This is a genomic window from Streptomyces dysideae (genome assembly GCF_001514305.1).
Classification (GTDB): Bacteria; Actinomycetota; Actinomycetes; order Streptomycetales; family Streptomycetaceae; genus Streptomyces; species Streptomyces dysideae.
This window is the reverse complement of sequence record NZ_KQ949091.1, coordinates 133,139-153,649: the sequence shown is the minus strand read 5'-3', so window position 1 is coordinate 153,649 and position 20,511 is coordinate 133,139. Positions and strand designations below refer to the sequence as shown.

Below are 20,511 nucleotides of genomic sequence, written 5' to 3'. Positions count from 1 at the left end.
AGACCACCACCCGATGGAGGAAGTCTATGAGCACCGCCACCGCATCGGCGGCCCCCGCGAAGAAGCGGGGATCCGGCCTGTTCCAGGGTTTGCAGAAGGTCGGCCGCAGCCTGCAGCTCCCGATCGCCGTACTGCCGGCGGCGGGTCTGCTTCTCCGGTTCGGCCAGCCCGACGTGTTCGGTAAGGACGGCCTCGGCTGGGACAAAGTCGCGGCCGTGTTCGCCACCGCCGGTGGCGCGATCTTCGACAACCTGCCGATGCTGTTCTGCATCGGTGTCGCCATCGGCTTCGCCAAGAAGTCGGACGGCTCGACCGCGCTGGCCGCCCTGGTCGGCTTCCTGGTCTACAGCAACGTCCTGAAGGCGTTCCCGGTCACCGAGGCGAAGATCCAGGATGGCGCGGACATAGCCGCGACCTACAACAACCCCGGTGTCCTCGGCGGCATCGTCATGGGTCTGCTGGCCGCCGTGCTGTGGCAGCGCTTCCACCGCACCAAGCTGGTCGACTGGCTCGGCTTCTTCAACGGCCGCCGTCTGGTGCCGATCATCATGGCCTTCGTCGGCACCGTCATGGGTGTCTTCTTCGGCCTGGTCTGGGAGCCGGTCGGTGAGGTCATCTCCGAGTTCGGCGAGTGGATGACCGGCCTCGGCGCCTTCGGTGCGGGTCTGTTCGGTCTGATCAACCGTGCGCTGATCCCGGTCGGCATGCACCAGTTCGTGAACACCGTCTCCTGGTTCCAGATCGGCGACTTCACGAACGCCGCCGGCGAGGTGGTCCACGGCGACCTGAACCGCTTCTTCGCGGGTGACCCGACGGCCGGTCAGTTCATGTCGGGCTTCTTCCCGATCATGATGTTCGGTCTGCCGGCCGCGGCGATCGCCATCGCTCGTTCCGCTCGTCCCGAGCGCCGCAAGGCCGTGATGGGCATGATGATCTCGCTCGCGCTGACCTCCTTCGTGACCGGGGTGACCGAGCCGATCGAGTTCGCGTTCATGTTCATCGCCCCGGCGCTGTACGTGATCCACGCGGTCCTGACCGCCCTGTCCATGGCGATCACCTGGGCGCTCGGCGTGCACGCGGGCTTCACCTTCTCCGCGGGCTTCATCGACTACGCACTCAACTGGAACCTGGCAACCAAGCCATGGCTGATCATCCCGATCGGTCTGGTCTTCGCGGCGATCTACTACACCGTCTTCCGGTTCGCCATCACCAAGTTCAACCTGCCGACCCCGGGCCGCGAGCCCGAGGAGGAGGTCGAGGACCTCACCAAGGCGTGAGCCCCGACCGAAGTGCGGCATGACGACGGCCCCGGAACCGGGAAGGTTCCGGGGCCGTCGCGCACGTACGAAGAACTGGTGCCCCGGCAGGCAACGTTCGCCCGTCAAGGAGCGGCGTCCGGTGCGTGCTCTCGGCGTGCCGGGTACAAGCCCTCGTACTGGACGTACTTGGGTTTGTGCCCGGTGCGGCGAGTGGGGGCACCTCCCACGCCCTCAAGGCAGTGGGGGAGCGTGCCGGGCGTCGCGACGGGGCGAATGTCGCCTGTTGGGGCACTAGATCTCGTACGTCACCCTCGGCGCCGCCAGTTCCACCGGCCCGTCGAAGGCCGCGCGGGCGTCGGCCAGGTTGACCTGCGGGTCGGTCCACGGGGGGATGTGGGTGAGGACCAGGCGGCGGGCACCTGCCCGGGTCGCCGTCTCGCCCGCCTCGCGGCCGTTGAGGTGCAGGTCGGGGATGTTCTCCTTGCCGTGCGTGAAGGCGGCCTCGCAGAGGAACAGGTCGGTGTCCCGGGCGAGTTCGTCGAGGTGGGCGCTGACGCCCGTGTCGCCGGAGTACGTCAGTGATCTGCCGCCGTGCTCGACGCGGATGCCGTACGCCTCCACGGGGTGCGCCACCCGCTCGGTGTGCACCGTGAAGGGGCCGATCTCGAAGGTGGACGGCTTGACCGTGTGGAAGTCGAAGACCTCGCTCATGGAGGAGGCGGTGGGGGTGTCGGCGTAGGCCGTGGTGAGGCGGTGCTCGGTGCCCTCGGGGCCGTAGACCGGGATCGGGTCGCAGCGGCCGCCGTCGTGCCGGTAGTAGCGCGCGACGAAGTACGCGCACATGTCGATGCAGTGGTCGGCGTGCAGATGGCTGAGGAAGATCGCGTCGAGGTCGTAGAGACCGCAGTGGCGCTGCAGCTCGCCGAGGGCACCGTTGCCCATGTCGAGAAGCAGCCGGAAGCCGTCGGCCTCGAGGAGGTAGCTCGAGCAGGCCGATTCCGCGGACGGGAACGACCCCGAGCAGCCGACGACGGTGAGCTTCATAAAGCAGAAACCTCCGCTGGCGGGAAGTGAAAGACGGGGGTCGTGCGGTGCGTCGAGCGTAAGGCGCAAAACCTCCGGTCGCTCCTCCGCCAAGGGCTGTTGTGGGCGAACTCACCTGTGCTGTCACCGGTTCGGCTGGACCCGGTGGGGGTACCTCCCACGCCTTTCGGGCTGTGGGAGAGCATTTGGCGCGAGAAGGGCGCGCGGTCTGTGCGCGCGCCGGTAACGTCGTCCGTATGGACACGTCATGGTGGCTCGCGCTCGCGGCGGTGGTACTGCTGGCGCTGGTCGCCACGCTCGTCGAAGGGTGGGGCCGGGGGCGGCGTCCGGAGGGGCGCAGGACGCGTCCGCCGGGGCGGCCTGAGGGGCGCCCGCGGACTCAGCCGCGGCCCGCGGAGATCTGGTGGGCGAGCGTGCCGTACGAGGACGGGCCGGGTGCGAAGGACCGGCCGTGTCTGGTGCTCTCGGTGCGCGGGCGTCAGGTGGTGGTCGCGAAGATCACCAGTAAGTACCGCGACGAGCGGGCCGGGGTGATCCCGCTGCCGCCGGGTGCCGTCGGCGATGCGCAGGGGCGGGCCAGTTTTCTGGAGATCGACGAGTTGCGTGAGGTGCCCGTGTGGGACTTCCGGAGGCGGGCGGGAGTGATGGACCCGGTCCTTTGGGACCAGGTCCGTCACCTAGCCGGTTAGCGGTTGTCCTTCGGCTGCGGGTCCGCAGTGGCGGGTCGCGCAGTTCCCCGCGCCCCTGACGGGGCGCTCCTCAGGCCCAGAGTTGACCGTGCAGCGTTTCGATCGCTTCCTCTGTCGTCGCCGCCGTGTAGACGCCCGTCGACAGGTACTTCCAGCCGCCGTCGGCCACGACGAACGCGATGTCCGCGCTCTCGCCGGCCTTCAGGGCCTTGTTGCCGACGCCGATCGCCGCGTGCAGGGCGGCGCCGGTGGAGACGCCCGCGAAGATGCCCTCCTGCTGGAGGAGTTCCCGGGTGCGGGTGACCGCGTCGGCGGAGCCGACCGAGAAGCGGGTGGTGAGGACGGAGGCGTCGTACAGCTCGGGTACGAAGCCCTCGTCGAGGTTGCGCAGGCCGTAGACCAGGTCGTCGTAGCGGGGTTCCGCGGCGACGATCTTGACGTCCGGCTTGTGCTCGCGGAGGTAGCGGCCGACGCCCATCAGGGTGCCGGTCGTGCCGAGGCCCGCCACGAAGTGGGTGATGGACGGGAGGTCGGCGAGGATCTCCGGGCCGGTCGTGGCGTAGTGGGCGCCCGCGTTGTCCGGGTTGCCGTACTGGTAGAGCATCACCCAGTCGGGGTGCTCGGCGGACAGTTCCTTGGCGACCCGTACGGCGGTGTTGGAGCCACCCGCGGCGGGGCTGGAGATGATCTCCGCGCCCCACATGGCGAGCAGGTCCCGGCGTTCCTGCGAGGTGTTCTCGGGCATCACGCACACGATGCGGTAGCCCTTGAGCTTGGCCGCCATGGCCAGGGAGATGCCGGTGTTGCCGCTGGTCGGCTCCAGGATGGTGCAGCCCGGCGTCAGGCGGCCGTCCTTCTCCGCCTGCTCGATCATGTACAGGGCGGGACGGTCCTTGACGGAGCCGGTGGGGTTGCGGTCCTCCAGCTTGGCCCAGATACGGACGTCGTCGGACGGCGACAACCGCGGCAGGCGCACCAGGGGGGTGTTGCCCACCGCGGCCAGCGGGGAGTCGTAACGCATGGGTGATCAGGCCATACCGCCGGCCACGGCCGGCAGGATCGTGACGCTGTCGCCGTCGGTCAGCTTGGTGTTGATGCCGTCGAGGAAGCGGACGTCCTCGTCGTTCAGGTAGACGTTGACGAAGCGGCGCAGCTGGTCGCCGTTCGCCGGGTCGATGAGGCGGGACTGAATGCCCGCGTGCCGGGTCTCGAGGTCGGCGAACAGCTCGGCGAGGGTGTCCCCGGTGCCGTCGACAGCCTTCTGACCGTCGGTGTACTGGCGGAGGATGGTGGGGATGCGGACCTCGATGGCCATGGCTCAGGGCTCCTGTCGGGAGGAAGTCAGGTCGGTGGGCGCGCGGCAGCGCAGATACGGCAAGGGGTGGTGCGTCTCAGGCGCCGCGGCTCACGGCCGTACGGCGGCAGGGGTCGGCGTCAACAGATGGCGCTGGCGAGCCTGCACAGGTCGACGTGCAGCCGCGCCACGAGCAGCGTGCCCGGCGTCTTGTCGCTCACGTCGTGGGAAACCATGGGCTCATCGTATCGATTCCCGGTCCGGCTTTTGGAATGTGATCCCACATCCCGGACGATTGACGGCCGGGGAGTGAGACCGCACTGTTCAGGCCGACTTCCGGGTGGCCCGGCGCGGGGAGATCAGTACGCCTCGACCACCTTGACCTCTTCCTCCGTCACCTCGCCGTCGACGATCCGGAACGAGCGGAACTGGAACTCGCCGAGGTCGTCGGTGTCCGCGGTGGAGACCAGGACGTAGTGCGCGCCGGGTTCGTTGGCGTAGGAGATGTCGGTGCGGGAGGGGTAGGCCTCGGTCGCGGTGTGGGAGTGGTAGATGACCACCGGCTCCTCGTCGCGGTCGTCCATCTCGCGGTAGAGCTTGAGCAGGTCGCCGGAGTCGAACTCGTAGAACGTGGGCGACATGGCCGCGTTCAGCATGGGGATGAAGCGCTCGGGGCGGTCCGTGCCCGCCGGGCCGGCCACCACGCCGCACGCCTCGTCAGGGTGGTCCTTGCGCGCGTGGGCGACGATCTGGTCGTACAGGGCCTGGGTGATGGTCAGCATGCTGGCCAGGATAAGCAGAGGGGCTGTCCGGTACCGAGGGGTGGTACGGGACAGCCCGTATTCCGGACAACGGGAGGTCGCGGGCTCAGCCGGTCACCCGGATTTGAAGGCCCGTTCAACACAAGCGACCGGGCCCGCCCGCACCGTCGGAACGGTGCGAACGGGCCCGGAGGCGTACCGCGGAGAGAGGGTCAGAGCGTCTTGGCGGACGCCACGTCCTCCGCCTCGCCGCTGCCCACGGCCGCGCGGGCCTTGCGCTCCCGGACGTAGTCCAGGAACTTGTCCAGCTCGCGCTTGACGATCGGGGCCAGCAGGTAGAGGCCGATGATGTTGAACACCGACAGCAGGAACAGCGCCGAGTCGCCCAGGTCGATCAGCGAGCCGAGGGACATCAGGGAGCCCAGGACGACGAACGCGCTCCAGATGGCCTTGAAGACGGTCTCGCTGACCTTGCTGCGGCCGAAGAGGTACGTCCAGGCCTTGAGGCCGTAGTAGCCCCAGGTCAGGATCGTGGAGAAGGCGAACAGCAGCACCGCGATGGTCAGCAGCTTCGGGAACCAGGGCAGCACGGTCCCGAAGGCGTCCGAGGTGATGACGACACCGACGACCTCGCCGCTCTCGCGCGCCTCACCCCAGCTGGCCGGGTTGGCGATGATGATCGTCAGCGCGGTCATGGTGCAGATCACGACGGTGTCGATGAACGGCTCCAGCAGGGCGACCAGACCCTCGCTCGCGGGCTTGTTGGTCTTGACCGCGGAGTGGGCGATCGGGGCGGAGCCGAGACCCGCCTCGTTGGAGAAGGCGGCCCGCTTGAAGCCCTGGATCAGGGCACCGATCACACCGCCGACGACGCCCTCGGGCTGGAACGCGCCCTTGATGATGTCCTGGACCGCGTCGGGCACCGCGGAGACATTGCTCAGGATGACGACCAGGCAGGCCAGGATGTACATGATGGCCATCGCCGGGACCAGCTTGCTGGTGACGGAAGCGATGGAGCGGATGCCGCCGAGCAGCACCAGGCCGACCAGCGCGGAGACCACCAGGCCGAAGAGGACGGCACCGGCGGAGGAGGCCAGGAAGCCGTCCTCGCCACCGAAGGTCGAGGAGATCTGCGCGTAGCTCTGGTTGGTCTGGTACAGGTTGCCGCCGAACAGACCGAAGAGGAGGATCATGACGGAGGCGGCGATGGCCAGCACCTTGCCGAACTTGGCACCGGCGGAGCCGAAGCGCTCGGCGAGGCCGCGGGGCAGGTAGTACATCGGACCGCCGGAGACGGTGCCGTCCTCGTGCGTCTCGCGGTACTTCACACCGAGGGTGACCTCGACGAACTTGCTCGCCATGCCGAGCAGACCGCACAGGATCATCCAGAAGGTGGCACCCGGACCACCGATGGTGACGGCGACCGCGACACCGGCGATGTTGCCGAGGCCGACGGTGCCGGAGACGGCGGCGGTCAGCGCCTGGAAGTGGCTGACCTCGCCGGGGGCGTCCTTCTCGTCGTACTTGCCGCGCACGACGTCGAGGGCGAGCTTGAACTTCCGAATCTGGATGAGCCCGAACCAGGCGCTGAAGACCAGGCCCGCGATCACGAGCCAGGCGACGATGAGGGGGAGTTCCGTGTCGTTGACCGTGACGGAGTAGAAGACGTACTTAGCGACCTTCTCGGATACGGGTTCGAAGAAACCACTGACGGCGTCGTCAATGGATGTGGTGATGGAGTCGAGTGACATCGAGCTACCTCAAGAGCGGCGGGGACGTGCAGGACGTGCCGGCGTGGCACAGCGGATGGGGTTGGGCAAACGCCGTTGTCCGTTCTGCGACAAGGCGAGGGGGTAGTGCCGAAAACGAGTTGCCAGTTCTTATCACGGCGTTTATGCGATCTTTAGTGGCGCAGATCACAGGAGGGGCCACGAGAGTGCCCCCGGGGTACAAAACCCCAGGGGCAGTGACTGGATCGTTATGCGGATTTGAGCGTCCTCTGAGCGAACACGAATTCGTCACACTTCCGGACATGACCGCCGCACGTCAGGGCAGCAGCGTCGAGACCAGCGTTTCCTGGAGGCCGCCGAGCCACAGATACGCCATCACCATCGGCTTGCGCGGATCCTCGTCCGGCAGCCGGTAGAGGAGGTCGGTGTCCTCCTCGTCGGTGATCTCCAGCCGGGAGCCGATCGCGAGGCGCAGGTCATTGAGGGCGCCCAGCCACTGCCTGGACTCCTCGCCCGACAGCTTGAGGACGGCGCCGCCCTCGCCGACCGGGCTCAGCGCGTCCAGGGAGCGGACCACCGCGAGGGCGTTCTCCCGCTTGCCGGCCCGCAGGTCGTTCTCGGTGTACCGGCGGAACTCCGCGGAGTGCGCCCGCTGCTCCTCGGTCTCCCTGGGCCCCGGGGCCGCCTCCGGGTCGCCGTAGGCGTCGGGGAACAGGCGGCGCAGCACCGGGTCGGCCGGCGGCTCGCTCGGGCCCTCGGCGAACAGTTCCGCGAGCGGGTCGTCGGGGGCGTCCTCGCCGGGGCCGGGGCCGATGAGCTCCAGGAGCTGCACGGCCAGCGACCGGATGATGGAGATCTCGACGTCGTCGAGGGCGACGGCCGCGCCGCCGCCGGGGAGCGGTTCGAATTGTCCTGGCATCAGGGGGTATCGCTACTTCCGGTCCTGCTGGAGGGTGGCCCACAGACCGTAGCCGTGCATGGCCTGCACGTCGCGTTCCATCTCCTCGCGGGAACCGCTGGAGACGACCGCCCGGCCCTTGTGGTGGACATCGAGCATGAGCTTGGTGGCCTTGTCCTTGGAGTAGCCGAAGTACGTCTGGAAGACATACGTCACATAGCTCATGAGGTTGACCGGGTCGTTGTGGACGATGGTGACCCAGGGGACGTCCGGCTCGGGGACGGCGAAGACCTCCTCCGCCGGCTCGGTGCGTTCGATCTCTACGGGAGCGGGTGACGTCACACAGCCCATGCTGCCACCGGAGGGGGGTGGTCGCACAAACGGACAGCGCAGGAGCCACTGTTGTGTCCCATGCCCCGCACAAATCGTCAGACTGACGAAATGGGGGTACCATCCATTGCCATGAACACAGCGGACCTTGGGCTGCCGGTGGATGTTCCCTCGACGGCGCTCTTCACGGACCAGTACGAGCTCACGATGCTCCAGGCCTCCCTCAGGGCGGGCACGGCCGGGCGGCGCAGCGTGTTCGAGGTCTTCACCCGGCGGCTGCCGGACGGGCGCCGCTACGGCGTCGTGGCGGGCACCGGGCGGGTGCTGGACGCGGTCGAGAACTTCCGCTTCGACGCCGGCGTCCTCGGCTTCCTGCGCGAGCACTCCATCGTCGACGAGGAGACCCTGGACTGGCTCGCCTCCTACCGCTTCAGCGGCGACATCTGGGGGTACCCCGAGGGCGAGGTCTACTTCCCGGGCTCGCCGATCATGCGGGTGGAGGGCAGCTTCGCCGAGTGCGTGCTGCTGGAGACGGTGATCCTCTCCATCCTCAACCACGACTCCGCGATCGCCGCGGCCGCGTCCCGGATGTCCGCGGCGGCCGGTGACCGACCGATCATCGAGATGGGCGCCCGCCGCACCCACGAGCTCGCGGCCGTCGCCGCCTCCCGCGCCGCCTACGTCGGCGGCTTCACCTCCACCTCCGACCTGGCCGCCGGCTTCCGCTACGGCATCCCGACCGTGGGGACCAGCGCACACGCGTTCACCCTGCTGCACGACCACGAGCGGGACGCCTTCCGGGCCCAGGTCGACTCACTGGGCCGGGGCACCACGCTGCTGGTGGACACGTACGACGTCACCGAGGCGGTCCGTACGGCCGTGGAGGTCGCCGGTCCCGAGCTGGGCGCCGTGCGGATCGACTCCGGGGACCTGCTGCTGGTCGCGCACCGGGTGCGGCAGCAGCTGGACGAGCTGGGCGCCACGCACACCAAGATCGTGGTGACCTCGGACCTGGACGAGTACGCCATCGCCTCGCTGGCGGCGGCGCCGTGCGACGCGTACGGCGTCGGCACCCAGCTGGTGACCGGCTCCGGGCACCCGACCTGCTCGATGGTCTACAAGCTGGTCGCCCGCGCCGAGTCCGCCGACCCGAAGGCGCCGCTGGTGGCGGTAGCGAAGAAGTCGACCGGCGGCAAGACCTCCGTCGGCGGCCGCAAGTGGGCCGCGCGGCGGCTGGACGCGGAGGGGGTGGCCGAGGCCGAGGTGGTCGGCACCGGGGCGGTCCCGGCCGAGCTCGCCGACCGCCAGCTGCTGGTCGAGCTGGTCAAGGGCGGCGCCGTGGTGGCCCGCGAGCCCCTGGACGCCGTACGGGACCGGCACACGGCCGCCCGCGCCGGTCTGCCGCTGTCCGCTACACAGCTCTCCCGCGGGGAACCCGTCCTTCCGACGGAGTACGTGCACGGGCGCTCGGGTAGCTAGTGCCCCAACAGGCAACATTCGCCCCGTCGCGACGCCCGGCACGCTCCCCCACTGCCCAAGGGCGTGGGAGGTGCCCCCACTCGCCGCACCGGGCACAAACCCGAGTACGTCCAGTACGAGGGCTTGTACCCGGCACGCCGAGAGCACGCACCGGACGCCGCTCCTTGACGGGCGAACGTTGCCTGCCGGGGCACTAGAGCGCGTGCGCCCCGGCGCACGCGCGCAATGCCCCCTCCCGCACCGCCGCCGAAGTCTCTAGGCTCAATTACTTCACTCACAGTCGAAGGACACCGACCATGCGCCGCGCCTTGATCGTCGTAGACGTGCAGAACGACTTCTGTGAAGGGGGCAGTCTCGCGGTGGCCGGGGGTGCCGACGTGGCCGCCGCCGTGACCGAGCTGATCGGGCAGGCCGCCGGGTCCGGCTACCAGCATGTCGTGGCCACCCGCGATCACCACATCGCGCCGGGCGGCCACTTCGCCTCCAACCCCGACTACGTCCACTCCTGGCCCGCGCACTGCGTGGCCGGGACCGAGGGCGTCGGCTTCCACCCGAACTTCGCCCCCGCGGTCGCCTCCGGCGCGATCGACGCCGTCTTCGACAAGGGGGCGTACGCGGCGGCGTACAGCGGGTTCGAGGGCCTCGACGAGAACGGCGTGCCGCTGGCCGACTGGCTGCGGGCCAGGGACGTCACCGAGGTGGACGTGGTGGGCATCGCCACCGACCACTGCGTGCGGGCCACCGCCCTGGACGCCGCCCGGGCGGGATTCCGTACGCAGGTGCTGCTCGACCTGACCGCGGGGGTCGCCGCCGAGACCACCGAGCGGTCGCTCGAGGAGATGCGCGAGGCGGGCGTGGAGCTGTCCGGGAAGCCCGTGGTGGCCTGAGCCTGACTGGCCTGGGCCTAGGCCTGTGCCGCCGGGTGTCTCAGCAGCGCCCTGATCGGGTGCCAGAGCTCCTGGGCGAGTCCCGGGCCCGTCACGACACCGTTGTCAGGAGCCGTACGCCATATCAGGCCGTCGGGATGATGCAGCACCGCCGTGATCTCGTCCGGGGTCGGCGGGGCCGCGTTGCCGCGCAGGTAGACGGCCCGCATGCCCAGGTTGCGCAGCCTGGTCAGGGCGCGTGCGCGGTTCTGGGCGTGGACCAGGACACGGACGCAGTCCGTGCCGTCGGTGGTGGGTCTGGGCAGGTTCAGCGCCACCACCACGCTGCCGGACGGCAGCCTGCAGAATCCCCCTGCGGCCATGCGGTCACTCCCCCGTACTGGTCGGTGTCAATAAGACGGGCACAGGACGCACCTAAACACGGATCGGCGGCGACCCGCCAGGGGGTCGCCGCCGATCACCTTCTGACCTGCGGAAATGCGGCCTACTTCACCGCGGGGCCGACCTGGACCGTGATCGTGGAGCCGTTCAGGGCCTCCTTGACGATCTTGATCTTGGTGTTGGTGTCAGTGATCTTGACGCCCGCGAGCGGGGTCGTCGCGTCGTAGTACGTGCTGGTGTGGTCGTTGAAGACCGGCACGCCCTTCGACCACGGGATCGTCATCGCGACGTCACCGTTGTGCAGCGTCATGCCGTCCGTGCGGTAGCGGCTGAACGGCGAGTCGTAGGACTGGATGCGGTTGCGCATCAGCGTGCCGTCCGCCCACTTCAGCGGGGTCGGGTGCGAGTCGACCGGCAGGAGCAGGCCGACACCGGGGTGTTTGCTGGTGTTGTTGTCCGCCTGGGAGGTGTCCCACTTCCAGATCAACAGGCCGTTCTGGTAGGCGTAGTGCTCGACCCAGCTCGGACGGGTCGTCGAGAAGCCGAAGTTGTACGGGCCGACCTTGAGGGTCTTGTCGTACGACACGTACTGGCGGTTCTCGGCGATGTAGTACTGCGCGTAGTCGTCCGTGATGGACGCGCCGACGCGGGAGAAGCCCTTCTTCGTCCAGGCCGCGTCCTCGGTCTCGGCGTCGTCCGAGAAGAGGGCCGCGCCGTCCGCGGTGACGGTGATCTCGTCGGCCGCGAAGCCCGTCTGGGCCACGCCGCCGTCGGTGGCGTAACGGAAGCGCAGGTCGATCTTCTGGCCCGCGTAGGCGTCGAGCGAGTACGCCAGCTTCCGGTACGTCTCGGAGGAACCGGTCAGCGCCGGCTTGTCGCTGGCGTCGCGCGGGATCGCCGCACCGTCGGCCGTGCCGTCGACCGCGGTCCAGTTGGCGCCGCCGTCGGTCGAGACCTCGGTGTAGAGGTAGTCGTACTCGGCCTCGATGTCATACCAGCCGTCGAGGGTGAGCGCGGCGGCCGACTTGCCCGTGAGGTCCACGGAACGGGTCAGCGTCTGCGAGAGGTTGTCGCCGCTGCCGCTCCACCACTGGGTCGCGCCCTGCGCCGGCTCGACGATCTCGGTGGTGACCGTCTTCTTCGGCAGCTCGACCACGAGGGCCTGCTTGTTCCTGGTGTTGTACTCGGCGACGCCCAGCTTGTGCTTCGACGCCGTCGCGGCCTTCGCCGTGTCGTAGTCGAGCCAGCCCAGCTGCAGCTTGTCCCAGGCGGTCATGTCGCCCGGCAGGTCGCCGATGGTGCCCTTGCCGGTGCCGAGCCAGGAACCGGAGGACATCAGGGTCCAGAAGCCGGTGGAGTTCTCGCCGCCGCCGGAGGTGTCGTAGTGGTCCGGCAGACCGAGGTCGTGGCCGTACTCGTGGGCGAAGACGCCGAGTCCGCCGTTCTCCGGCTGGATGGTGTAGTCGCCGACCCAGATGCCGGTGTCGCCGATCTGGGCGCCACCCTTCTTGTTGCCCGCCGGGCCGGTGGCACCCGCGTCGGTGCCGAACGCGTACCAGCGGTGCGCCCAGATGGCGTCCGTGCCCTGGGCGCCGCCGCCCGCGGACTCGTCCTCACCGGCGTGCACGACCTGGAAGTGGTCGATGTAGCCGTCGGCCTCGTTGAAGTCGCCGTCGCCGTCGAAGTCGTCGCGGTCCCACTGGTCGAACTGCGCCACGGCCGTCTTGATCTCGGCGTCGGTCTTCCCGGCCGCCTTCTGCTGGGAGACCCACGCCGAGACGCCGTCGCTGACGACGTTCCAGACGCTGGAGCAGGTGCTCTGGCCGCAGGCGTTGTTGCCGTAACGGGCCTCGTTGTAGGGGACCTTGACCCAGTCGGTGACCTCGCCCTCGATGGAGTAGCGGCCCGAGGACTGCTTCTCGTAGTACGTCTTCATCGAGCCGGTGCCGTCGCCGAAGTACAGGTCCTCGAAGTGGGCCTGGTTGTAGTCGGCCTGCCAGGCGGTGCTGTTGTCCTCGGCGCGGTCGGGCTCGGCTATCTCGTTGTGGGCCGGGCCGGGTGTGCCGCCGAACTTGCTGTCGATCTGGTCGCCGAACTCGACGAGGATCGTGAAGATCTTGTCGGTCTGCTCGCGGCCCAGCTCTACGTACTTGCTGCCGCCCTTCCTGCTCTTGAGCTCGACGACCTGGGAGCCGTCGCGCTCCTTCACCTTGGCGTCGCCGGATATGACCTGGTTCAGGGCTTCTTCGCGCTGAGCCTCCCGCGTCTTGCTCAGCGGGCCTTCGAGATCGTGTTCCTCCTCGTGCTGTTCCGGCTGCGGGTCCTGCCGGGTCACGGTGGCCGACTGGTCGGCCGGGTCGGCCTGGGCCACGGCGAACGTCGAGATCGTGGCGGTGGCCGCCGCGAGCGCGACGGTGGTCGCGGCCGCTCTGAACGTCCAGGGTCTGCTGGTCACTTGAGATCCTCCCCCGCGTCCGGGCGCGCGGAAGGAGGTCCTGGTCGTGGAAGGTCCGCGCGCGCCTGATCAACGCGTGTAGTCAAGTGACGACATTTGACTAGAGGTTCAAAAGAAAAGACAGACCTTGACTTGAACAGGACAAGTGCACTATGCGGAGTCGAGGTTCGCTTTGTGAACAGTCGAACGGGCGCGCGGCTCTGTCCACTTGGTGGACGGTATGACTCCGTGCGCCCCCTGTGCACCGGCACTGTTGGTTAGGTCACGCTTACTGTTCGTTCCACTCGGGCATGCAGGCGATTAGAGTCGATTGGCGGAACGCCCGGACGTCGGCGGAATGCCAGGCCGACACCCGTGGACCCCCGAATCCGAGGACGCGATGACCATGCCTCGTCCGACCGCCGCACAGCTCGCCTACGGTTCGTGCACCGTGATCCTGTCGACCCTCGCCATGCTGCTGCTGTCACAGACGAGTTCGGGCGTCGGCATCGCGTTCATCGCCGTCGCGGCGCTCGCCCTCGGGCTGCTCGTCGCCATGACGGTGCCGGTGCCCAGGCCCCGGGTGGTGGCGGTGCGCAAGCCCACAGCGGAGGAGGAGCCCGTGCCCGCCTCGGTCGCCGCGGTCGCTGCAACGGCGTCCGAGCCCGTGCACGAGCCCACCGCTTCCTGACCCTGCCGGGCGGCCCGGTCAGTTGGTGCTGACCACCACCGTCTTGGCCGCCTTGTCGTGCAGGCCCTGCTTGTAGGGCTTGTCGAAGAAGCTCCAGCCGCCCGCGATCGCCGTCCAGATGCAGGCGCAGCAGAAGGCGAACGGGATCCACAGCACCGCCGACCGCAGCAGCGCCGTCTGCACGGACGGCGTGGAGCCGTTGTCGAGGTTGGCCACCCGCATGTTGAGCAGCCTCTTGCCGATCGTCTGCCCCGACTTGGCGATCATGAAGGTGTCGTAGCCGATGTAGAGCAGGGCGGCGATGAGCGACTGCGCGAAGGACTTGCCGTACTCGACCTCGTCGGAGTCCACGTCGTACTCGTTGACGCCGAAGCCCAGGGTGAGCAGCCAGACGACGATGCCCACGAGGATCAGGTCGATGACACGGGCGAGCGTGCGCTTGCCGCTGTCCGCGAGCGGGGGCATCCCGGCCAGCGGGTCCGCGGCGGATCCGCCGGCGCCCCCGCCGTACGGATCACCGCCGTAGGGGCCGCCGTACGGGCTCCCCTGGTCCGGCGGTGGCTGACTGCCGTACGGCGAGCCCGGGCCCTCGCCAGGAGGGGGCTGCTTCCTGAACGGGTCGTCTTCCGGCGGCTGGCCGGAGCCGGGGGGCGGTTCGCTGCTCATGGCCCGAGTCGACCGCGAACCCCCCGGCTCCGCATCCGGCGAGCGGCCGTCCGGGGTACGGAATCACCTCGGTCCGGCGCTGTATCCGGTCACCCCGCGACGAACGTATGGGCCGCCTTGTCGTGCCAGCACTGGCGCCACGGGCGGTCGAACAGGCACCACAGGATGCCGACGACCCCGACGACGAGCAGGCCCGGGACGCTGTAGACGAGCCAGCGCCGCACGGCCGCCCCGAACGACGGCGGTTCGTGTCCCTCGATGTCCCGCACCTCGATGCCGAGCAGCTTCTTGCCCAGGGTGCGGCCCCACTTGGCGGTGGGCAGCGCCTCGTAGAGGACACCGGCCACCAGCAGGACGGCCAGGACGATCCCGAGGTACGCCGACGTCGTGCCGTCCAGCAGCCAGACCGTGACCGTCTCGCCGGACAGCTTGGCGGCGTCGATCTTCTCGTTGACGTGGTCGAGCGCCATGGTGCCCAGCGGTACGCCGGCCACCGCGGTGACGCCCAGCAGAACGACGCTGTCCAGCAGCCGCGCGGCCAGCCGCTTGCCGAGGCTCGCGGGCCGGGCGGACGCCTGACGCCGGGCGGCGGCCTGGAAGACGTCCTCGACCGGCGGCTTCCAGGGCGCGACGGGCTGGTCGTCGGCCTCGGGACCCGCCAGGCGGTGCACCTGCTGGGCCCAGGAGGGCTGACCGCCGCCGGCACCCGGGGTCATGGGCGCCGCGGAGGGCACGCGCTGCGGTCCGCCGGACTGCTGCTGGGGGACGTTCGGGGCGGGCGCCTGCTGAGGGCCGGAGCGGGCCGTGGGGGCGACGGCAGAGGGCTGGGGGGCGAGGCCCGCCTGAGCCTGGGCCTGGGCCGCCGGAGAGGGCTGCTGGGCCGCCGCGGCCCGCTCCGCTGCCGCCTTCCCGGCGCCGAAGCCGGGGCCCTGCGGGGCACCCGCCGCTCCGGAGGCACCGAATCCGGCGGCCGGCGGGCCTGCGTCGGCCCCGCCCGCCCCCGCACCACCGGCAGCCGAGCCGGCCCCCGCCTGGGGACGGCCGACGCCGGGCTGTGCGCCGCCCGGGCCGGCGGAAGCGCCCGTGCCTCCACCCTGCGCCCCCGTGCGCGGGGACAGCGCGCGGAAGGTCATGGTGCCCTCGTCGGGAGAGGGGTCGGCGGGGCGCGGAACGCCCGGAGTGGCGGCGCCGGAACCGGCCGCTCCGGGCAGCCGGCGGAACACACGCGTGTCGCCGGACTCGACGGCACCGGACTCCGGCTCGGCGGGCGGGATCGACGCCGTGCCGTCCGTTGCGGCCGCGCGGCCGTCGGCCGGGACGCGCGGGTCGTCGCTCTGCGGGGCGCCCCAGGAGACCCGTTGGTCCTGGTCGCCGCCGAAGCCGGACTGCCGGGACTGGTCGGCGCCCCACGCGGACGCCGGCTCGGGCCGGCTGCCGTGCTGGGCGTCGGCTGCTGGGGGTGCCTCGGCCGGTTCCTCGTCGAAGAAGTGCGGGCCCGTCTCTTCGACCGACGCCGCCGGGCCCGCGCCCGGCGGCGGGGCAAGCGGCTCGCCGTCCGAGGGTGCCGGACGGCTGGTGCCCGGTACCCAGGAGGCACCGTTCCAGTACCGGACATATCCAGGAATGGACGGGTCCGGGTAATACCCATCGCGGGGCCTGTCGTCACCGGGGGCCGGGGTTGGGGCGCTCATGTCCGTCGTCCCGTATCTGCTCGGGGGTCATTTGAGGGCCTCCACATCTATCAGACCGGCGCAACCACCACCGCCAGTCCCGCGTTACCCACCCCTTTCCGGGCGACCTCGTACACGTACTTCACAGGGTGAGGACCACCTCGGGCACGGCCCGGAAAAAAGTTCCGCGAACCCGCGTAATGATCCCGCCCCCTCCCCGCTCTCCACTCGTACGGGCCCGCCGTGGGCCCCGGTTACGAGAGAGGAAGCACGACATGTACCCCACCGTGGTGGAGCGGGAGCTGCAGCTCAAGCTCATCCTGTCGCCCGACCGCAGCATCCCGGTCCCGGCCCGGCTCAGCTACGACTCCACAGATCCGTACGCCATCCACGTCACCTTCCACATCAACTCCGACCACCCCGTGAACTGGACGTTCGCCCGCGAGCTGCTGGTCGAGGGCGTGTTCCGGCCGTGCGGGCACGGGGACGTACGGGTGTGGCCGACGAAGGTCGAGGGCCGCAGCGTCGTCCTGATAGCGCTGAGCTCGCCCGATGGGGACGCCCTGCTGGAGGCCCCGGCGGCGCAGGTGTCGACCTGGCTGGAGCGGACGCTGCGGGTGGTCCCCCCGGGCTCTGAGGCGGAGCAGCTCGGCATCGACGACGGCCTCGCCGAGCTGCTCGCCCCGACGCCGGGCTGTCACGACGATCTGTGGCTGCGGGACCCGTGGCCGTCGGACGAATCCATGGACGGGGAGTGAGCTCGGCAGGGGTGTCTCAGAACAACTTGCCGGGATTGAGGATGCCCAGCGGGTCGAAGACCTGCTTGATGCCCCGCTGCATCTCGATCCCCACGGGGCCGATCTCGCGTGCCAGCCACTCCTTCTTCAGGAAGCCCACGCCGTGCTCGCCGGTGATCGTGCCGCCGAGTTCCAGGCCGAGGGCCATGATCTCGTCGAAGGACTCGCGGGCGCGCCGGGACTCGTCGGGGTCCGCCGCGTCGAAGCAGACGGTCGGATGGGTGTTGCCGTCGCCGGCGTGCGCGACGATCCCGATGGTGAGCTGGTACTTCTCTGCGATCCGCTCGGTCCCCTCGAGCATCTCACCGAGCTTCGACCGGGGCACGCACACGTCGTCGATCATCGTCACGCCCTTGACCGCCTCCAGCGCGGTGAGCGACAACCGCCGTGCCTGGAGGAGCAGTTCGGACTCGGCGGCGTCGTCGGCCGGGACCACCTGGGTGGCGCCGGCGGCCTCGCACAGCGCGCCGACGGCGGCGAGGTCGGCGGCCGGGTCCGGGGTGTCGAAGGCGGCCAGCAGCAGGGCCTCCGTCGACTCCGGCAGTCCCATGTGCGCCAGGTCGTTGACGGCCCGGACCGTCGTACGGTCCATCAGTTCGAGGAGGGACGGCACGTGCCCGCCCTCCATGATCCGGCACACGGCGTCACAGGCGGCGGCGCCCGACGCGAACTCGGCGGCCAGCACAAGCTGTTGGGGCGGCTGCGGCTTCAGCGCGAGGGTCGCCCGTACGACGATGCCGAGCGAGCCCTCGGAGCCGACGAACAGGCGGGTCATGTCGTACCCGGCGACCCCCTTTGCGGTGCGGCGCCCGGTGGACATCAGACGCCCGTCGGCGAGGACGACGTCAAGGCCGAGGACGTACTCGGCGGTCACCCCGTACTTCACGCAGCACAGCCCGCCGGACGCGGTGCCGATGTTGCCGCCGATCGTGCACATCTCCCAGCTGGAGGGGTCCGGCGGGTAGCAGAGGCCGTGTTCGCCGACCGCGCGGGAGAGGGCGGCGTTGATGACGCCCGGTTCGACGACGGCGATGCGGTCGACCGGGTTGATCTCGAGGATGCGGTCCATCTTCGTCAGGGACAGCACGACGCAGCCGTCGGAGGCGTTGGCCGCGCCCGACAGGCCCGTGCGGGCGCCCTGCGGGACGACCGGGACGCGCAGTGCGGTGGCGGTGCGCATGACATGCTGGACCTGCTCGACCGTGCGCGGCAGGACGACCACGGCGGGGGCGCCGGCCGGGCAGAAGCTGGCCATGTCGTTGGCGTAGGAGGCCGTGACGTCGAGGTCGGTGAGGACCGCATCGCCGGGCAGACCGGCGAGCAGACGGTCCAGGAGGTCGCCGGTTGCTGCCGTGTCCTTGACGGGAGGCGCTTCACTACGGCTCATGATCACTAGGGTCGCACCCGGGGCCATCGGTGTGAACCCCGTCTACACCAATCGCCGCATGCCCGGGTGTGGTCGTCGTATGGACGCACAGTGATCGCCATGGAGAACCAAGACGAGCGCCGCCCGCGCCGCACCCGGCGGGCACTGATCGCCTCCGTCGCCGGGTGTGCCGTGCTCGGCGGGGTGCTGATGCTGCTGCCCTCGGGGTCGACGGGGACGCGGGCGCCGGCTCCGGCTCCGGAGGCGCAGGTGCTGGCGGCGGTCACCACCGGGGTGCCGGTCGCGCTGCCCGATCTGGCGGTGCTGATCGGTGAGCGGGAGGCCCATCTGCGGGCGCGTCCCGGGGACGCCGAGTCGTGGGCGGTGCTGGGGGCGGCGTATGTGGAGCAGGGGCGGCGGACCGCGGATGCGGGGTACTACCCGAAGGCCGAGAAGGCACTCCGGAGGTCGCTGAAGACACGGGACAAGGGAGCCGGCGGAAACGCTGCGGCCCTGGACGGCATGGCGGCGCTGGCGAACGCGCGCCGGGACTTCCGGGCGGCGCGGCGCTGGGGCGAGGCGGCGCTGAAGGCGGACCGGAAGCGGTGGACGGCGTATCCGCCGCTGATCGACGCGTACACCGGGCTCGGCGATCACAAGGCGGCGAAGCGGACCCTGGACAGGCTGCTGGAGCTGCGGTCCGGGCCCGCGGTGCTGGCGCGGGCGGCGGGTGTGTACCGGGACCTGGGCCGGCGGGAGGACGCGGCGGCCGCGCTGTCCGACGCGGCGGCCGGCGCGACGGCTCAGGCCGAGCGGGCGGCGTATACGGAGCGGGCCGGGCAGCTCGCCTGGGAGCGCGGGGACCTGGAGGTCGCCCTGCGCCACTTCCAGGAGGCGGTACGCCTCGACCCCGACCAGCGGGCCGCGCTCGCCGGACAGGGGCGGACGCTGGCGGCGCTGGGCCGGACCACGGAGGCACTGGACGCGTACCGGATGGCGCTCGCCAAGCGGCCGTGCCCGGAGTACGCCCTGGAGCTGGGCGAGTTGTACGAGTCGCTGGGGCTGGCGCAGGCGGCGCGGGTGCAGTACGACTCGCTGCGGACGCGGGTCCGGCAGGCCGCGGCGGGCGGGGTGGACGAGGAGCTGGTGCTCGGCCGGTTCGAGGCGGACCACGGCGACCCGAAGGCCGCGGTGCGGCGGCTGCGGGCCGAGTGGCGGCGGCAGCCCGGGATCGCGGTGGCGGACGCGCGGGGGTGGGCGCTGCACCGGGCCGGGGAGCACGAGGAGGCGCTGCGGTACGCCAGGATCGCGACGGACAAGGTGCGCGGGGGCGGGGTGCGCAGTGCGCCGTACGCCTTCCATCTGGGCATGATCGAGCGGGAGCTGAAGCTGTCCGGGCCCGCCCGGCGACACCTTCAGGAAGCCTTGCGGATCAACCCGTACTTCTCGCCGGTGCGGGTGCCGGTGGCGAAGGAGGCGCTGGCGGCGCTGGGTGAACCGCCGGCCGTTCAGCCGCGCGGCTTGTCGTAGACGGAGAACCTGCGGGCGCCCAGCGTGCCGGACGCGAAGCCCATGCACAGCCGGGGTTTCGGGGTCACGCGCACGGCCATGCCCTCCGGCTCGCGGTATTCCAGCGAGTGGCCGGCCTCGGTGCGCAGCCGCTGGATCAGCTTGCCGGTGCGGATGCCGAGGCAGGAGACGTAGGTGTTGCCGCGCTCGGCGGGCGGGTTGGTGACGGGGTCGTACTGGGTGCCGGCGAGCTGGTAGAGGTGGTCGCCGTGCAGGGCGTACCCCTGGAACGGGACCGCCGGGTCCGGGTGGACGCCGGTCTGCGCGAAGTCGGCGACGGGGTTGGTGTAGTCGCCGGCGACGAAGCTGTCGAGGTCGTAGATCCGGTAGCGGGGCACGTTCTTCACCCGGTGGCGGATCGCGATGCGGTTCGTGGCCTGGCAGACCGAGGGCTGGTTGCCGGTCGAACCCGGTATCGGGAAGCGGACCTTGACGTCGTCGACCTGGCGCGTGGCACCGTTGGCGAAGCGGAACCGGGTGACGCCCCGGCCGTAGCCGCTGTCGCCCGCGGCGCACTCGGTCCAGATCCACACCTTGCCGTCGGTGCCGTGCTGCACACGCCCATG

The 20,511-nt window shown here is 70.3% G+C and carries 21 protein-coding genes; 7 read left to right on the top strand and 14 right to left on the bottom strand.

Annotated elements, in window-relative coordinates; translation table 11 throughout:
• Nucleotides 1–26: 26 nt before the first annotated feature.
• Nucleotides 27–1,277: a PTS transporter subunit EIIC gene (locus AQJ91_RS25490; RefSeq protein ID WP_067026086.1), complete on the top strand. Its 1,251-nt coding sequence runs from the start codon at nucleotides 27–29 to the stop codon at nucleotides 1,275–1,277.
• 273 nt (nucleotides 1,278–1,550) lie between these two features.
• On the opposite strand, the gene AQJ91_RS25485 is transcribed toward AQJ91_RS25490, so the two are convergent.
• Nucleotides 1,551–2,303 carry an MBL fold metallo-hydrolase gene (locus AQJ91_RS25485; protein WP_067026085.1) on the bottom strand — a complete coding sequence of 251 codons (753 nt, stop codon included), beginning with the start codon at nucleotides 2,301–2,303 and terminating at the stop codon, nucleotides 1,551–1,553.
• A gap of 236 nt (nucleotides 2,304–2,539) precedes the next feature.
• Here AQJ91_RS25485 and AQJ91_RS25480 point away from each other — a divergent pair, with 236 nt between their 5' ends.
• Nucleotides 2,540–2,992, top strand: a complete 453-nt coding sequence (locus tag AQJ91_RS25480) for a type II toxin-antitoxin system PemK/MazF family toxin (protein WP_067026082.1) — start codon at nucleotides 2,540–2,542, stop codon at nucleotides 2,990–2,992.
• 70 nt (nucleotides 2,993–3,062) lie between these two features.
• Here AQJ91_RS25480 and AQJ91_RS25475 read toward each other — a convergent pair whose 3' ends face one another.
• The 7 genes from AQJ91_RS25475 to clpS form a co-directional block, all read right to left on the bottom strand.
• Nucleotides 3,063–4,013 carry a PLP-dependent cysteine synthase family protein gene (locus tag AQJ91_RS25475; protein ID WP_067026080.1) on the bottom strand — a complete coding sequence of 317 codons (951 nt, stop codon included), beginning with the start codon at nucleotides 4,011–4,013 and terminating at the stop codon, nucleotides 3,063–3,065.
• 6 nt (nucleotides 4,014–4,019) lie between these two features.
• Entirely contained in the window at nucleotides 4,020–4,307 is a 288-nt protein-coding gene (locus AQJ91_RS25470) for a MoaD/ThiS family protein (RefSeq protein WP_067026078.1), read from the bottom strand.
• A gap of 119 nt (nucleotides 4,308–4,426) precedes the next feature.
• Entirely contained in the window at nucleotides 4,427–4,522 is a 96-nt protein-coding gene (locus AQJ91_RS57840) for a putative leader peptide (protein WP_324618026.1), read from the bottom strand.
• Nucleotides 4,523–4,645: 123 nt separating this feature from the next.
• Nucleotides 4,646–5,068, bottom strand: coding sequence for a M67 family metallopeptidase (locus AQJ91_RS25465; protein ID WP_067026077.1), 423 nt, complete (start codon nucleotides 5,066–5,068; stop codon nucleotides 4,646–4,648).
• Between the two features lie 191 nt (nucleotides 5,069–5,259).
• Nucleotides 5,260–6,798, bottom strand: coding sequence for an alanine/glycine:cation symporter family protein (locus AQJ91_RS25460; protein ID WP_067026075.1), 1,539 nt, complete (start codon nucleotides 6,796–6,798; stop codon nucleotides 5,260–5,262).
• A 295-nt stretch (nucleotides 6,799–7,093) separates the two neighbouring features.
• A complete protein-coding gene (locus AQJ91_RS25455; RefSeq protein WP_067026072.1) occupies nucleotides 7,094–7,696 on the bottom strand; it encodes a DUF2017 domain-containing protein in 603 nt (200 codons plus the stop codon).
• A 12-nt stretch (nucleotides 7,697–7,708) separates the two neighbouring features.
• On the bottom strand, nucleotides 7,709–8,026 hold the full coding sequence (clpS, locus tag AQJ91_RS25450; RefSeq protein ID WP_067026070.1) for an ATP-dependent Clp protease adapter ClpS: 318 nt from the start codon (nucleotides 8,024–8,026) through the stop codon (nucleotides 7,709–7,711).
• Nucleotides 8,027–8,137: 111 nt separating this feature from the next.
• Between clpS and AQJ91_RS25445 the strand changes: the two genes are divergently transcribed.
• Nucleotides 8,138–9,484: a nicotinate phosphoribosyltransferase gene (locus AQJ91_RS25445; RefSeq protein WP_067026068.1), complete on the top strand. Its 1,347-nt coding sequence runs from the start codon at nucleotides 8,138–8,140 to the stop codon at nucleotides 9,482–9,484.
• A 296-nt stretch (nucleotides 9,485–9,780) separates the two neighbouring features.
• On the top strand, nucleotides 9,781–10,371 hold the full coding sequence (locus AQJ91_RS25440) for an isochorismatase family protein (RefSeq protein WP_067026066.1): 591 nt from the start codon (nucleotides 9,781–9,783) through the stop codon (nucleotides 10,369–10,371).
• A gap of 17 nt (nucleotides 10,372–10,388) precedes the next feature.
• Here AQJ91_RS25440 and AQJ91_RS25435 read toward each other — a convergent pair whose 3' ends face one another.
• Together AQJ91_RS25435 and AQJ91_RS25430 are read right to left on the bottom strand one after the other, a co-directional pair.
• Nucleotides 10,389–10,733, bottom strand: coding sequence for a hypothetical protein (locus AQJ91_RS25435; protein WP_067026064.1), 345 nt, complete (start codon nucleotides 10,731–10,733; stop codon nucleotides 10,389–10,391).
• 122 nt (nucleotides 10,734–10,855) lie between these two features.
• A complete protein-coding gene (locus tag AQJ91_RS25430; RefSeq protein WP_199848021.1) occupies nucleotides 10,856–13,207 on the bottom strand; it encodes an immune inhibitor A domain-containing protein in 2,352 nt (783 codons plus the stop codon).
• A 385-nt stretch (nucleotides 13,208–13,592) separates the two neighbouring features.
• On the opposite strand from AQJ91_RS25430, the gene AQJ91_RS25425 reads away from it, so the two are divergent.
• On the top strand, nucleotides 13,593–13,877 hold the full coding sequence (locus AQJ91_RS25425; protein WP_067026198.1) for a hypothetical protein: 285 nt from the start codon (nucleotides 13,593–13,595) through the stop codon (nucleotides 13,875–13,877).
• 18 nt (nucleotides 13,878–13,895) lie between these two features.
• Here the strand turns inward: AQJ91_RS25425 and AQJ91_RS25420 are convergent, their stop codons facing one another.
• Nucleotides 13,896–14,543, bottom strand: a complete 648-nt coding sequence (locus tag AQJ91_RS25420; protein WP_067026061.1) for an RDD family protein — start codon at nucleotides 14,541–14,543, stop codon at nucleotides 13,896–13,898.
• Between the two features lie 89 nt (nucleotides 14,544–14,632).
• On the bottom strand, nucleotides 14,633–16,234 hold the full coding sequence (locus AQJ91_RS25415; RefSeq protein WP_067026059.1) for an RDD family protein: 1,602 nt from the start codon (nucleotides 16,232–16,234) through the stop codon (nucleotides 14,633–14,635).
• A gap of 254 nt (nucleotides 16,235–16,488) precedes the next feature.
• Between AQJ91_RS25415 and AQJ91_RS25410 the strand changes: the two genes are divergently transcribed.
• Entirely contained in the window at nucleotides 16,489–16,971 is a 483-nt protein-coding gene (locus AQJ91_RS25410; protein WP_067026057.1) for an SsgA family sporulation/cell division regulator, read from the top strand.
• A gap of 16 nt (nucleotides 16,972–16,987) precedes the next feature.
• Here AQJ91_RS25410 and AQJ91_RS25405 read toward each other — a convergent pair whose 3' ends face one another.
• The gene (locus AQJ91_RS25405; RefSeq protein ID WP_067026056.1) at nucleotides 16,988–18,403 is read right to left on the bottom strand and encodes an FAD-binding oxidoreductase; all 1,416 of its coding nucleotides are present in this window, start codon (nucleotides 18,401–18,403) and stop codon (nucleotides 16,988–16,990) included.
• A gap of 93 nt (nucleotides 18,404–18,496) precedes the next feature.
• On the opposite strand from AQJ91_RS25405, the gene AQJ91_RS25400 reads away from it, so the two are divergent.
• Nucleotides 18,497–19,906 (top strand): tetratricopeptide repeat protein, encoded by a 1,410-nt coding sequence (locus AQJ91_RS25400; RefSeq protein WP_067026196.1) that lies wholly within the window; start codon nucleotides 18,497–18,499, stop codon nucleotides 19,904–19,906.
• On the opposite strand, the gene AQJ91_RS25395 is transcribed toward AQJ91_RS25400, so the two are convergent.
• A complete protein-coding gene (locus tag AQJ91_RS25395; protein ID WP_234382914.1) occupies nucleotides 19,885–20,502 on the bottom strand; it encodes a Teichoic acid biosynthesis protein C (Precursor) in 618 nt (205 codons plus the stop codon). The two genes, AQJ91_RS25400 and AQJ91_RS25395, sit on opposite strands and share 22 nt — an antisense overlap.
• Nucleotides 20,503–20,511 lie beyond the last annotated feature (9 nt).